The sequence below is a fragment of the Paenibacillus sp. FSL W8-1187 genome (assembly GCF_037965485.1).
GTDB classification, from domain to species: Bacteria; Bacillota; Bacilli; order Paenibacillales; family Paenibacillaceae; genus Paenibacillus_O; species Paenibacillus_O pasadenensis.
In genome coordinates, this window is sequence record NZ_CP150181.1 from 5479242 (window position 1) to 5493968 (window position 14727).

Below are 14727 nucleotides of genomic sequence, written 5' to 3' on the forward strand. Positions count from 1 at the left end.
TCGGAGGATCTCTTTCGGGAATCAGGCAACCCTCCTGCGCCCGAGGCATGCAAAGGGGCCGATACCGCAAGCCATCCAAAACGGCTTGCGGCAATCAGCCCCTTTTTGCTTGACCTTACTCTCCGGTAATGCCGGTCTTGTCGATGCTTTCTACGAACCATCGTTGAACGATCAGATACAGAAGGACGAGAGGAAGGATGGAGACGAGCGTCCCGGCGAAAGCTTTCGCCTCCGTGAAGTTCAGATTCGGGTTCTGATTGAAGTCGCCGCCCTGGCTGGCCTTGACCGCCGCGCCGTAGGAGTTCTGGAGATCCCCCAGCAGCATCGGAACCGTCCGGATCTTCCCGTCCAGGTAGAACGACGTCAGGAACGTCTCGTTCCAGTAGATGGAAAAGGCATACACGCCGACGATGATGAAGGCCGGGCCCGCCATCGGAATCGCGATTCTCCAGAACGTCCGGAATGCGCCTGCGCCATCGATGAAGGCCGCCTCCTCCAGCGCGTTCGGGATCATCTTGAAGAACTGGAAGAAGATCAGGATGAACAGAGCCGCCTGCTCGCCTTGTCCGGTCAAGGCCGGCACGACGAGCGCTCCGAGGTTGCCTTTCAGGCCAAGCTCCAGGAAAATCTGGAAGCGAGGAATGAAGAACAGCGTTTTCGGAACGATGTAGGTGAACAGAAGCAGCATGAGGACCAGGCTCTTTCCCCGGAAGGAGAAGCGCGCCAATCCATATCCGATCAAGGCGGAGGAAACGATCACGCTGACGGTCGAGGCTCCCGCCAGCAGGCCGGTCGTCAGGAACGACCCCGGCAGCTTCAGCGCCTTCCAGGTCATCTCGTAGTTGAACGCATACCACTGGGTGGGCAGCCACTTCACCGTGCTGTCGACCAGATCCATGTTGGACATGAGGCTGGCCGACGCCATATAAAGCAGCGGATACAGAAACACGAAGCCGAAGACGATCAGGACGAGATAGGTCACGGCCTTGTGGAGGAATCCGTCGCTGATCTGCATGCCGAACAGGAATTTCTTCAGGGCAGGGACGTATGTCCCGAGAAGCCGCTTCATCTGTCCTGACCGGTTGAGTTCACCTTGCATACGTGCCATTAGAGCCGCCCTCTTTCGAATTTCGGTTGCGGGTCGCATAATACAGGATCAGGATGAGCGCGATCTGGACGAAGGCATACAGCAAGGACAGGGCGGAGGCGTATCCTTCCCGCCTGGATCCGTCGAACTTGGCCTCCATGATGATCTTGTTGATCGGGTTCAGGTCGAAGTTCGCGAGGAAGACGACCAGATAGATCACGCATACGCTGACCAAGGAGTAGATGGTAGGCAAGGTGATCTTCCAGAAGGACGTCCACGGAGACGCCCCGTCGATCGAGGCGGCCTCGTACAAGTCCTTGCTGATTTTTTGCAGCGCCGCCAGGAAGATCAGGATCGGAACGGCGCTGTACCACAGCAGCTGCAGGATCAGCTCGAACAGGTCGACGATCAGCAGCAGGATCTCCCGGGACGGGATGAGGGTCCGAAGCGTCTCGAGCATGAAGCCATTGGCCGTGATGGACATGCCTCCGTACGTGCTCATGTTCTCCATCAATTTTCCGCTCAGGATGATGATCGGCAGGAAGAACAGCAGCCGGAAGAAGGCCTTGCCCCGGATCTTCTGGTTGAGCAGCATGGCGATGATGATCGACAAGGCGATGATGACCGGCACGTACAGCAGCGTCTCGACGAAATACGTCTGCACTTCCACGACAAAATCCGGCTCTTCGAAAAGGATCCGCTTGTAGTTCTCCGTTCCGACCCAGGCATACCGCCAGCCTGATTTCGATCCGAAGGAGACTTTGTAGAAGCTCATGGAGATCGTCCTGTACAGCGGATAAAGGACGAAGGCAAGAAAACCGACAATCCATGGACTGATGAACAAGATTCCCGTCAGGCTTTTCTTGGTCCTCATGTTTAGTTTCATAGAATCACGAATCCTTTTGATTTGATCCCTGCGTTGCCGTACTTGTAGTCCGCATCCGTGTGGTTGATCAGGATTTTCAGGCCGTTGTCGTACTCGACCAGGACGATCCCGTCGTCGACGATCGTATGGTTGACCATCTCCCTGCCCAGGACTTGGTCCAGCGCCTCGCCCACTGCCGCATGATAGGCGTCGATCCGATCCTCCAGCACGCCCAGCTGCGACACGAAGAAATCGTTGGACGCCGTCCGCTTGATCCGGTAGGTGGATTCGCCGGTCAGCACGAAGGAAGGATACGTTCCGAATTCAATCAGCTTCAGGATCGACTCGGCATCGTTGGAAGAGAAGTTCATATAAGGAGAGTACATCTCCGTATATCCGCTCAGGACAAGCGGCACCAACGGAATGGTCGCATCGATGAAGATCAGGTTGGACGAGGCGATCGGCGTATCGTAGTAAGCGCTGATGTACTTGTACAGGTAGGCATCCGGCCGATACAGGCCCGTCGTGATCCCGCTCTCGTTCAGCTCCTTCAGCGCCTTTTCCGCATAGGCCATCCCTTCGTGAGCGTAGCCGATCGTCCCGTGATCATAATGGGTGAACGCGCTGGAGCCGAATCCGTCCAAGGCCAGCGCTCCGACAGACTCCTTCTTCAGCGGCCCCGCATCCTGCTCGGCCAGCACGGGATAGAATTTCGGATTGTTCAAGTAGTTGTAAAGCGCCTTGTTCTCGTTGACCACGTTCATATCCTGCCGGTTCAGCTTGCTGGCCGTATAGGAGGTGGGATCATGCCAGGATCTCGCATAATCGGCATAGGAGCTGAACTTCACGCCGTTGGAAGAAAAGTAATCCATCGCTTCCCTGAACGCCCCTTCGCCGCCTAGCTGGCTCAATACGCCGAACCGATAAGCCCGTTCCTTCTTGACGAAGGTCTTGAACGATACATCCAGGTCCCCGTAGCCTTTCTCCTTCAGCTGCTTGACAAGCTCCTGCGCCTGTCCATAGGTCGTGACGGGCACATTCTCGACGCCGAGCGTTCCCATCTTGATTTCGTTGTTCACGAAATCAATCTTCATCGGCATCCGCTCTTTGACTTCCTGCATCCGCTTCGGCAAACCGTCCGTCTGGAGCAGGAATTCGCGGAATCCTTTGGCTACTCCGACATAATCGGCTTGCTTGCCGCTCAGGAAGACATAGCGCTGCGTCAGGTCGAACGGATTCGGATCCTTCTGGAAGCTGAGGATCGACTGGTCCGTGTTCGTCCGGCTCTGCACCTGGGCATACTGGGTGCGGTACGTGTAAGAGAAATAGGATTGATACAGATTGGTCTGCAAGTCCCGAGACACGTAATTGTAGGTCGCATACCCGGTGCCGCCCTCCGCGATGACGAGCACGCCCGAACGTCCGGCCTCGTGGACCATGCCGAAGATCGGCAGCGTCACCCGCTCGAGAGGCTTGACGACCGTCCTGCGCGAGTTGAACTCCGGCGTATCTTCATAGCCGGGATCCGGTCCGTAGACGGGAGCGGAATAGCCGGTCGCATAGCTCGGCTTCTCGCTCAGCCTCACCAGCGCTCCCGCTCCGTCCGGCAAGACGATATAGCCGTTCTCCCTGTGCGCGACGCTCCCGAAGAACGGGTAGGGAATGATCTCGCTCAGCCGGACGTCGTTGTTCCCCGGCTTGCCGAGCTTGGGATTGTACTCTTCGATGCTGCTGCGGGGGATGTCGACCAGCAGATCCCCTTTCTGCAGCGAGACGACAAGGTCGAACCTGATCTTCGCCTTGGCGAAGTCGATCGCGGCCTTGAAGCCGTCCTCCCTGTACTCGAACGTCATTTTGGCGCGGTCTCCCAGAAGGGTGCGCCGGCCGGCCGTGAACTTGTTGTACGTCATGATCGAGACGCCGGACTTCATATACCCCGCGATCTCGGCGCTGTACTTGGCTCCTCCCTGATCCATCCCGACATCATAGGAAAACCAGGTTTCCCCGCTGCACTTGTCCTTGACCGCGACGGCCGCGGTCTCTTCTTCCACATAGAGCGCCAGCTGGCTGTTCTCAGCCGCCTTCCGGAAGGAGGCGGGAACCGCTGCAGCGGCGTTCCCGGCAGCCTCCTTGGCGGGACCGATGCAGCCTTGCCCGTCGTTCACTGCGATAGCCTTGTGGCTGCTTTGGGCTGCAGCTATGCCATACTTGACGCTCTGGTGGTCTCCAAGCCGATGAGTCGCGAAGAGAGCCGCCGCAATCAGGATGACGATCGCCAAGCCCCACCATTTCTTCACCATCTTTTGCCCGCCTCCGTAATGACATCTTGCCCGAACCCGAGCAGCTGGCTGCCCAGTGAATACAGCACGAACAGGAACAATCCGACAATGAGCATCGTAAAGGCGCTCTTGAAGACGACGCCGACCGTCTCGCCCACTTCATAGCTGTGGATGTCCTTGATCATGAAGAACATCAGGAACGCGATCCATAGCGTCATCGCCTGAATCGGCAGCTCATAGAAGATCGACTGCTCCAGCGTGAATCCATTGCTGGCCAGGATGAGCGGCGGCAGGATGACGATCAGCGGGCTCAGCGCGTATGCCGTCGCGATGTACACCTCCCTGAAGCTCCCTTCCCCGTCGCTGATCGAGCAGACCAGGTAATTGGAGACGACCCACAGCACGGCGAATCCAAGGATGATCCACAGCTGATGGAGGAAGTAGCCTTGCTTGTCGACAAAAAGGCGGCTCGCAAACTCATGGTGCGCGATGAGCAGGACGAAGATCAGCGCATAGATCAGCGTAGCCGACAGCCGGGAGCCTCTGTTCTCATATTTGATCTCGTAGAGCGAATCGAGAGGATGCTTGAGGATCCGGAAGATCAGCAGGAAATCGTGAAGGAACTTCCTTCGAGACGCGGCCTTCAGCCGTTCTTTGGCCCGAGCGGCATAGCCGTAGGTCCGGTTCGCCCACTTGTGCGCGTAGCGCAGCGCCATCAAGCCCAGCAGGATGCCGAACACAAGGCCCAGATGGTCCCGCAGCCAGATCTGGCGGATTTCCCAGAATGATTCCGACAGGCCCGGCTTGTAGCCGACCTCCTCGAACTCCCGGTAAGCCAGGTCGGCCTCGCCGCTGCGGAGATAAGCCTCGCCCAGGCCGATATGGGCCTTGTCGAAGGTGGAGTTGTAGTGGAGCGTATGCTGCCATTGCTTCCGGCTCTCGGCGTAGTCCCCGTCCTGATAGGCATCCATCGCCTGATGGACGATATGGGAGAACTCCGACGGCCGGTACGTCTGGATCATCTTCGTGCCCTGGTCGACCACGAGCAGCTCGTCGGCCGAATTGGACGCGATGCTGACGGGCCGATTCAGCAGGCCCAGCCGGCTGGAGTTGAAATCCTTGCCGCCGAACATGAACAGCAGGTTTCCATTCGCGTCATATTCGAAGATCCACCCGTCCGAGCTGACGGAGAAGACGGTATTATGGCGCCCGATCCATACGCTCTCCATCGAGAACATGCCGACGATATCATCCGGGAAGTAGTTCTTGCCCGAGACGTTGAATTTCTTGATCGGATTCGTCTCGACGGAGGAAGTGACCGTGTAGAGGAACCCCTTCTTGTCGATGGCGATATTGCTCGGCACGTCCGGGAGCGCCTTGGCCAGCTTATCCTTCTGAGTCTTGGTCAGAAAAGCGGACCGCAGCTGGTCCATCAGCGGCACCTTCAGCGGATTGGCGCCGAAAAACGTAATGAACTCGCCCTCGCGGTTGAGCAGGATGAGGCCGTACGTCGATCCCGCGCTTCGGACATAGATGTTGCCCCTGACGTCGACCGCGACATTCGTCGGGCTGAACTCGTAGCCTTCCGCGAAGATCGGCGAATCGGGCTTGCCGATCTCGGCGGTCAGCGCAAGCGACTCTTTGTCGAAGACAAGGATCTTCTGCGCCTTGGCGTCCACCGCATAGATGGAGGCTTCCGTCACGAAGGTGCTTTTGACTCCGGAAAACTTGTCGCTGGCCAGCTCCTTGTAGAAGCGGAGCTTGCTGTCCAGGATGAAGACTTTGTTCAGCACGCTGTCGGTGACATAGACATAGTCCTGGCTGTCCACGAACACATGCTCCGGCGTGTCGAGCCGCTGTCCGTTGATCTGGCCGATCTGCTGCCCGGGCGTATAGGCGTCCTGCGTCCGGATCGTATAGCCGTCGCTGTCGCTGGTGTACGTGAAGTAAGGAGCATCCGATGCGGCATGGGCCTGCGCCGATCCCAGCAGCGCCAGGACCAGCACCGCCGTCCAAAACCTCCAGCTTCCCTTTGCTATGCGCATTCCCATTTACTTGATCCCCGTATGAGCCATGGAATCCATGACTTTATTTTGTAGAATGATGAACAGCACCAGGTTCGGCACGAACAGGATCATGCCGGCCACGGCCGACAAGCCGGCGCCGGCCACGATGTTCCCCGACTGCGCCACGAGCGTGTTCAGATAGAACGGGAGCGTCCGCAGCGATTCGTCGTTCATGAAGTTGGCCGAGCTTTCGACGTTGCCCCACGTCGCCTGGAACGTCAGGATCGCGACGGTGACGAGAGCCGGCTTCACGAGCGGCAGCATGACGCTCCAATACACCCGCCAGTTTCCTCCTCCGTCCATCTTGGAGGCTTCGATCAGATCATCCGGCACCTGGTCCATGAACTGCTTGAGCAGGAAGATGCCGATCGGCATCGCCAGCAGGGGTACGATATGCGCCAGATAGGTATTGAAGATGCCCATCTTCTCGATGATGAGGAAGCGCGGGATGGCTACGGCGATCGGCACGAACATGAGCGCCAGCGTATTGATCCTGTTGAACGTGTCCTTGCCCTTGAAGGTCAGCTTCGACAAGGCGAAAGCCGCCAGGGAGCTTACCGCGAGGGTAAGCAGGATGACCGCGATCGCCGCGAGCAGGCTGTTGAACACGTACCGCGACAGCGGGAGGCCCGATTCCGTTGAAAAATGAACGAGCAGGCGGAAATTCTCCAGCGTAGGCTGGCTGACGAAAAACCGCGGGGGATAGGCGAACAGCTCCGTGAACGGCTTGAACGAGTTGTTGATGATGAACACGATCGGCAGAGCCATGAACAGGGACAGGACCGCCAGGACCAGATGAAACCCCGTCTGATCCCGGTGCAGCTTGTCGGGATTGATTTTGACCACTCTTCTCACCACTCTAACGGAAGTAGGTTTCAAGCTTCAGGATTTGTCCCCGAACAGCTTGTAGCTGACTTTGTTGAACAGGATTACGATATACAGCAGCACGACCGTAACCGCGGAAGCATAGCCCATCTCGTAGCGGATGAAGCCGAAGTCGTTGGCATGGTCCACGATCAGCCAGCCGGCATATTGCGGAGGAGGCGTCCCTCCGCTGAGCGCCGCGGCCATCCCGGATGCGTTGAACGTGCCGATGATCGCCATGACGGCCCCGAACAGCATCTGCGGCTTCATGGACGGGATCGTGATGAAGAAGATCTCCTGCCATCGATTCCGAATACCATCGATATAGGCCGCTTCATACATCGTTTTGTCGATATTCAGCAGGCCCGCCAGCATCGCCAGGAATCCGACGCCCATGCTTCCCCAGAGCGCGATGAAGATCATGATCGGCACGAGGATATCCGGCGCTTGCAGCCACTGCACCGGCTCCTTGATCAGGTTCATCTTCATGAACCAGTAGTTCAGGTAGCCGGTCTGGTCACCGCTGAACAGCACTTTCCATACGACGGTCATCATGACCGGGCCGGTGATGGACGGGGAATACAGGATGACGGTGTACAAGGTCCGGATCCGGTGGGGAACCTGGGACAGCATCCAGGCGAGAAGGAATGCCAGCATGTATCCGATCGGGCCGACGATCGCGCCGTACAGCAGCGTGTTGGTGACGGCATGCTGCAGGAACACCGAGTCTCCGGTAAACAGGTCGATGTAGTTCTGAAAGCCGACAAACCGGGGAAATTCCACCGTGTTGAAGGAAGTGAAGGACATCGCCGCGGCGATGGCGACCGGCAATACGATCAGCAGCGTGAACAATGCCGCATACGGCAGGATGAACAGATAAGGAGAATCGGCGAGCCGCTTGAAGCGGCTCCGCTCGGTTTCCCCGCTGAGGCCCGGACTCGCCGCGCGCTCGATCGAAGTGCTACTTTCCATCGTCTTTCACCCAATTCCCTACGTTATCGATGGTCGGAACGCGGTATGGCTTGATCAGCTTGCCATCCTTGACATATCCGAACTCCTGCAATTTCCGGTCGAACTCCCGGTTGATCGTCTTCACCGCGTTGTCGAGCGCCGTGCGCGGATTCTGCTTGTTGAAGACGACCGCATTCCAGGCGTTGCTGATTTCCCGCTCCAGCACATAGTCGCCCGGCACTTTGCCGGTCGTCTGGATCCATTTCCACTGCTCGAGAATGGCCTCTTTCGAGTCGGACGGCCATGCGCTGTCCGCGAAGCCTTTCAGGTTGGCGGTCATGTACAGGAATTTCTCTCCCAGAGTCGACTTGATGTTGTACGAGAACGCGCTTTGAGTATCCGCGCTGGCCCACCACTGGATGAACTTCCACGCAGATTCCTTCTTCTCGCTGCTCTTGAAGATGATGCTGGACGATCCGTACGTCGGATCCCAGCGCTCGACGACCCCCTGCTCGTTCCGGACTCCCGGGATCGGCAGGACGGCCCACTGTCCCGCCAGCTCGGGGGCGGCATATTTCAGCTGGATGTACGTGTTCGCGTCGCCGATTCCGACCGGCGTCTTGCCGTTGCGGAAGCTCTGGTAGAACTCGGATGTCGTGATCGGCACGTTGTACACCGTGAACAGATCCGTCATGAATTCGAATCCCTCGTAAGCGCCGCTCGCATTGATCGCCGTCTTGCTGCCGGTATCGTCATACAGCCGGCCGCCGAACTGGTACAGGAACGGCGTCGTCGTATCGAATCCCTTGAACGAGTTGTTCGATCCGAGCGGGGTATAGAAGTTCATGTCGTACTTCTGCAGCATCGGGACGAGGCTGGCGACATCTTCCCAGGTCTGAGGCGGCTCCTCGCCGAGGAACTTCATCAGATCCTTGCGATAGAAGAGCAGCTTGACGTCCTGCGTCTCCGGGAAGGCGTAGACGCCCTTGTCGTAGATGAACGGGATGAACGCGCCGGGGTTGTACTCCTCGGCCAGCTTGTAGAATCCGTCGTATGGCCTCAGATCCTCGATGATGCCCCGGATCGCCAGCTCGAACGGCTTGCCGAAGCTGACGCCCATGGCCGCATCCGGCGTGCTGCCGGCCGCATTGGACAGAACCAGCTTGTTTTCGTCCGGGAGGATGGACAGATTGACCTTGATGCCGGTGGCAGGCGTGAACTCTTCGTCGATCATCCGCTGCATGAGCTCGACATACAGGCGGGACTGGTTCACCCAGACCTGGACGGTCTGGCCGTCGACGGCACCCGCGCTGCCGTATCTCGGATTGGCGAACGAATAGAAGAAGGACTTGACGTTCTCCACCGAGCTTTTGACGATCCCCGCTTCCGGCTTCGGCAGCTCCCCTCCGCTGCCGACATAGATCTTGTCGAGGTGAAGAGGACTGTAGACGAGCATGGGGAGGACGGACTTGATCCTTCCGTAGGCGGAAGTCTGATCTCCGACGAACTTGCCCATGTAATGGGGCAGCTCGTTCGGATCGTCCACGAATTCCCGCACCATCTGCGCGGCGACTTCCAGCTGCGAGAGGGCCGGCAGATCCTCCTTCCCCGTCTGTTCCGCCAAGGCCCGCTTCTGCTCCTCGATCTTGGCGGCGATTCCCAGCAGATAGGCGGAGATCTCGGGAATGTACTTTTCCAGATTCCATTTCCGTTCCCGATCGACCAGTCCGCCTGTCAGCCGGTTGACCTGCTGCGATGCGGCGTCCATCATCTCGGCCGTCTCGAGCAGCTCGTGATAGATGTCCCGCACGGAAGAATTGTCGTTCGACAAGGTCAGGCTATGCATTCCCTTTTCCAAATAGATTTCATAGGGCGTTCCGTGCTCGTCCTGGAGAGTCTCGTTTTTCCAGCCGCTGGAATAAGGGAAGGAATAGCTGCTCAGCTCGCGGAACGGAACGTTCCCGTCCAGCTCGATTTTCCGGTGGCTCGGCATCCCGTTGTTCGTATCCTGGGAGTACTTGAAGGTCAGGCGGTAGAAGCCGCTTTCCTTCGCTTCGAAGCGGTACGAGACTTTGTCGCCGCTTTCTCCGAACGAGTAGCCGTCGAGCACGTTCAGCACCCTGTTCTTGTACGAGTAGGGAGTGACGGCCGCATCGCGAACGTACTTCGCCCGGATGCTCGGCCTGCTCTTCCGCGCCATGTCCTCGGCTTCGATCGTGACGGACTGGACTTCGCCCGATGGGGCGCCTGGCTTGGATGCCCGATAGTCCTGATACGGCTGCACGGCTGTGGCCGTGTTCTTCAGCTCTGCCTTTCCGATCAGCAGATGGCCTTCGTTGATCGTGATCTCGACGGCGTTGCGGCCTTTTTTCAGATGGAACTTGAGCGGTTCCGCGAAAAAGAAGTTGGGATCGCGAAGGCCTTCGCTTCTCCAGGCCGAATCGATCTCCGATCCGGGAACCAGCTCATCGCCGTACCGATCCACCTTCTTGTCTCCCTCGCGCACTTTCCAATCCACCGGGAGCTTGATCTCATTCATCTCGTTGTACGGCTTCTCTCCGTTGACCTCCACGCTCAGCTCCGGATTCAAGGCCGAGCGCGCCAGGATGAAGTCGTCCAGCCAGATCTCATACAGCCCTTCTTCCGGCACCTCCGCTTCATAGGCCACCTTGTCTTTCGGAGCGGCATAGATGACATCGCCGCCGTACCCTTCGCTCTCAGCCGATCCGTACACCTGTCCTCCCCCGACCCGCTTCAGGGAAATGCCGGCCGGCCGCTCGGGAGCGGCAAGCTTGGCCTCGGTCCAGCTCCGGAGAACATGCCCATACTGGCTGCTGCCGTCCTTGCCGTTCATGTACGCCTCTACAGCGGCTGCGCTGCGCTGCAGCTCCGCCGGCGAGGCTTGCGGAGCGGGGCTGCCGCCCGGGAGCATCACCGCCAGCGCTCCGGCTGCGGCGATGATTCCGATGCCCGCCCACGCATAGCCGGTTTTTTTGCGTGCCTTCACTTGATCACAACCTAACCTCGTCGAGTTTTACTAAAAAGGATCCGCAGCCGCCGGTCGGAGTACTTGGACCGGCAGCTGCGGATTCCGTCTCGCCTTACTGGGCGTTGTACTCGCGCAAGTAGTCGTCGAGCGTCTTGTTCATCAGCGCGTCCCACTCCGCCGCCACATCGGTGTACTTCTTGCCTTTGTCCCGGATCTGATCCCGGATCTCCCACGGATTCAAGGTCTCATAGGCTTTGTTCACGCCGGGAAGCTGCCTCGGATAAGGCACTGGATTGGACAGCGACTGCTGGAAGTCTACGTTCTGGAAGGCCTTGAAGTTGAAGATCGACAGCTCGCTGTCCTCCGGGAAGCCTTTGACGAGCGGATGGTTTTTAAGCACTTCCGGATTGGTCGTGATCGGCCAGCCTTGGACGAAGTCCATCAGGCTGTCCTCCGCGCGGATCGGCGCATCTTCCGGCAGGCCCAGGTATTCATCGATCAGCGCCCAGCGTGACTTCAGGCCTTCTTCTCCATAGGTCAGCCACTTCAGCAGCTGGAAGGCCGCTTCCGCCTTGACCGGCTCCTCGTCCAGCGCGCTGGAGAGGCTCAGCGTATCGAAGTACCCGTGCAAGGCGGTCACGCCGCCTTCCGGAGCGGCCGGCATCGGATAGATGTCGATGTCCATGTTGCGGGTCTTGATCATTTCATTGACGCTGCTGCTGAGCGAGTAGAGCCAGAAGTTGCCGACCGCTTCGAGGCCGTCTCCCCATGGATTGGTGGAGTCGCCGACCTTCTTCTTGCGCACGTCTTCCGGCAGATCCCAGAACCAGAGGCCTTGCTTATCCTCTTTGGCGAACTGGTCCAGCCACTCTCCGTATTTCGGACTGTTCGCGAAGTCGAACCGCTTCGTCTCGGAGTTGAATCCTTTCCAGCCATTCGGGACGCCGTCGAAATAATGGGGGCCGTGGTCGATGAAACCGATGCCGCCTGGGAAGACCGGGTTGTTCGGAGTCAGCTTGGCGACTTCCAGCCGCAGGTTCTCGTAATCGGCGTACGTCCAGTTGTATGGAGGCACCGCGATGTTGTTCTCCTTCAAAAGCCCCAGGTTCAAGGCAGGGAACTCCGACACCGACTGGAACGGAATGCCGTACGTCTCCTTGCCGTCATACGTCTTCATGAAGCTGCGCGCATTCTCCGAGATCCATTTCGACTCGGGATCCGCCTCGAGATACGGCGTCAGATCCAGCGTCAGCTCGCGGTCATAGGCTTCGGCAGCCAGCGGAGAGTAGTAGATGTCCGGCAGCGTCCCTTCCATCGCCCGCGCCGTGAGGATCTCCAGCTCATCGTTGTCCGACTGCTCGATCGCCAGCTGCTGGTCGCGGACCACGGTGATGTTCGGGTATTTCTCCATGAACTTGCGGACGTTCAGGAACATCGGATTGGTATCGTCGTTTTCCCCGTAGAACCGCATCGCGTAGGTCAGCTCGATCGGCTGCTCCTGCCAGTCGGCGACTCCGTTCCCGTCTTCATCCGTCCCGTTCGTCCCGGCTTCCGCATCGCCCGTGTTCGAATTCTCTCCGTTCTCGACAGCCGCGTTCTCCACGTTGGAAGAATTTCCAGTGCCGGAGTCGTTGCTGCAAGCGGCGGACAGCATGGATGCGATCACCATGACCGCGGTGACGGCCATCATTCTTTTTTTCATAGGACCCTCCCGGTTCGTTTCCTAAGTTGGATTGGATTCATTCATAGCGGACTTGCAGCAGATCCCAATAATGCAGCTTGGGCAGCTTTACGAATACGCTTCCATCCTTCTGCTCGAATTCCAGCTCGACGGAGGAACCTTCGTAATAATCGGGCGAGGCGAGCAGGATCCGCTTCACCTTGCGTTCCGCCTGGAACTTGATGCCGACGTCCGTCAGCTCGCCAGGCTCGGTCTGGGACGCCTCGTTGTCCTTCCATTCCATCGTCGACGCTTGCGTGAGGTTGATGAAATGGATGACGTCGACGCCTTCCTTCTGTTTGGCGAACGACCACACCTTGCCGGGCTCGGCTCGCGGCGAGACCTCGACTCCGGACGTTCCGGCCGCCTTGGCGTCGAATGCTTCCAAGCCATCCCGCAGCAAGTTCTGGTAAGCCGTCTGGAAGTCGTAGTAATCGATCAGCTTCTCTTCCAGCTCGGCGGGGATGGACAGGTTCCGGTTGGGGAAGTATTCATTGGAAAGCATGTTCTCCCCCAGCTCCAGATGGGAGCCGCCTGCCGCGAAAATGACGGCATCGGCCAGCAGGACGCCCGGCGCATTGAAGGAACCTTTGCCGGATTTGGAATGGTCGTAGTTCATATAGGCGGCCAGCACCGTATTCAGCTTCCCTCGGCCGGACCGGCCGTTCTTGTCGATGACTTCCTTCAGGTCGTCGTAGCGGGGATGGGACCATACCTCGGTGTAGAGGAACTCCACCGGCGCCAGCGCCGCCAGCAGTCCTTGCCCGTACTGGTCGACCGCATTCATGACGTAGTCGACGTCCAGGCTCTTCTTGGCCGCCTTGAGGAAGGAGACGTAATCCTGGGGAAGGTTCACGGCGCGTCCCGTAGCATCGTACAGCGTTCCTCGGGGTCCGAGCTGATCGACATGCCAGCCGTCGAAAGGCAGATGGCGGAACACTTCCTGCTCCTTGGCGACGATATAGTCCTGCCAGCCGGGATTGCCCGGATCGACCAGCATGATGTCGCTCGCCCATCCCGGAAGCGGATGCTTATCCTGCTCCGTCCGGTCCCGGTCCTTGAACAGTCCCCATTCCTGCCTCACGCCGTCCTGCTCGGCATCGTCGTATGCGCCGAAGAGGAGATTGTAGTTCATCGCCTTCATGCCGCGGCTGTGGGCCAGGTCGATATAGCCCTTCACCGTGTCGTAGGCGACTTCCCGGTTCGCGATATCCTTCCATTTCGCTGCCGGCTTCCCGCCTTCCAGCGGGAGCGGATCATGATGCTTGGACTGCCAGTCGTAGAACTGGATTCCGTTGATGTGGAACCGGTTCAGCCGTTCGATCACCCGCTCCATCTGCTTCCGGTCCATGGCCGGAAAGTCGGCCAGATAGCCGTAGCGGGGGAACCTGGCCCAGTCGGACGAGACGTCGACCGCGATGTTCATCTGATCGACGATCTTCTCGTCCCGGGTGACGAACACCTCCGCCATATAGCCTTGGAAGTCCTCCTTCGGCGGAGTCCAGGTCCAGGAAGCCCGGCCTCCTTGCGGCGCGACTTTCCTGCTGCCTATTTTCGTCCCGAGATGGCGGTACTGGACGATCAGCTCCAGCCCGCTCCCGGCCGGATCCAGCTCCAGGGAAAACTCCACGGGCTCGCCGGGCTTGTAGGCGGCTTTTTGCGTGTTCAGGGACATCAGCACCTGCTCGCCGGGATGAGCCGCCTCCACGGCCGACAGCTCTCGCGGCGCGCTGCATCCAGACGCCAGCACCGGCATGAGGCATGTCAGGATGATCGCGGCGCGCCTTCCTCTCTGTACATGAATCTTCATCCTGCTCGAACTCCTCTTGCTCGGATATGAAAAGCGGCTTCCCCTTTCCGCATGCGCTTTCATGTTTGTGGCCTGTTATCAGGATACAAGTAAAGG

9 protein-coding genes are annotated in these 14727 nt (G+C 58.6%); all 9 read right to left on the reverse strand.

Going from position 1 to position 14727, the window contains the following annotated elements; all coding sequences use genetic code 11:
- Positions 1–115 precede the first annotated feature (115 nt).
- A complete protein-coding gene (locus NYE40_RS23605) occupies positions 116–1108 on the reverse strand; it encodes a carbohydrate ABC transporter permease (protein ID WP_244912692.1) in 993 nt (330 codons plus the stop codon).
- On the reverse strand, positions 1089–1862 hold the full coding sequence (locus tag NYE40_RS23610) for a sugar ABC transporter permease (protein ID WP_244912691.1): 774 nt from the start codon (positions 1860–1862) through the stop codon (positions 1089–1091). Before NYE40_RS23610 ends, NYE40_RS23605 begins: the two co-directional genes overlap by 20 nt.
- Before the next feature lie 107 nt (positions 1863–1969).
- Complete coding sequence (locus NYE40_RS23615) at positions 1970–4252, reverse strand: DUF5696 domain-containing protein (protein WP_101807506.1); 2283 nt, start codon at positions 4250–4252, stop codon at positions 1970–1972.
- Entirely contained in the window at positions 4246–6237 is a 1992-nt protein-coding gene (locus NYE40_RS23620) for a YIP1 family protein (RefSeq protein ID WP_146000431.1), read from the reverse strand. Before NYE40_RS23620 ends, NYE40_RS23615 begins: the two co-directional genes overlap by 7 nt.
- 45 nt (positions 6238–6282) lie before the next feature.
- Positions 6283–7143: a carbohydrate ABC transporter permease gene (locus NYE40_RS23625; protein ID WP_244912690.1), complete on the reverse strand. Its 861-nt coding sequence runs from the start codon at positions 7141–7143 to the stop codon at positions 6283–6285.
- A gap of 36 nt (positions 7144–7179) precedes the next feature.
- Positions 7180–8133 (reverse strand): sugar ABC transporter permease, encoded by a 954-nt coding sequence (locus NYE40_RS23630; RefSeq protein ID WP_101807503.1) that lies wholly within the window; start codon positions 8131–8133, stop codon positions 7180–7182.
- A complete protein-coding gene (locus tag NYE40_RS23635; protein WP_244912689.1) occupies positions 8123–11119 on the reverse strand; it encodes an extracellular solute-binding protein in 2997 nt (998 codons plus the stop codon). The genes NYE40_RS23630 and NYE40_RS23635 overlap by 11 nt, the downstream gene beginning before the upstream one ends.
- 94 nt (positions 11120–11213) lie before the next feature.
- Positions 11214–12803, reverse strand: a complete 1590-nt coding sequence (locus tag NYE40_RS23640) for an ABC transporter substrate-binding protein (protein WP_101807502.1) — start codon at positions 12801–12803, stop codon at positions 11214–11216.
- 37 nt (positions 12804–12840) lie between these two features.
- Positions 12841–14631, reverse strand: coding sequence for a glycoside hydrolase family 66 protein (locus tag NYE40_RS23645; RefSeq protein ID WP_180968347.1), 1791 nt, complete (start codon positions 14629–14631; stop codon positions 12841–12843).
- Positions 14632–14727: the final 96 nt, after the last annotated feature.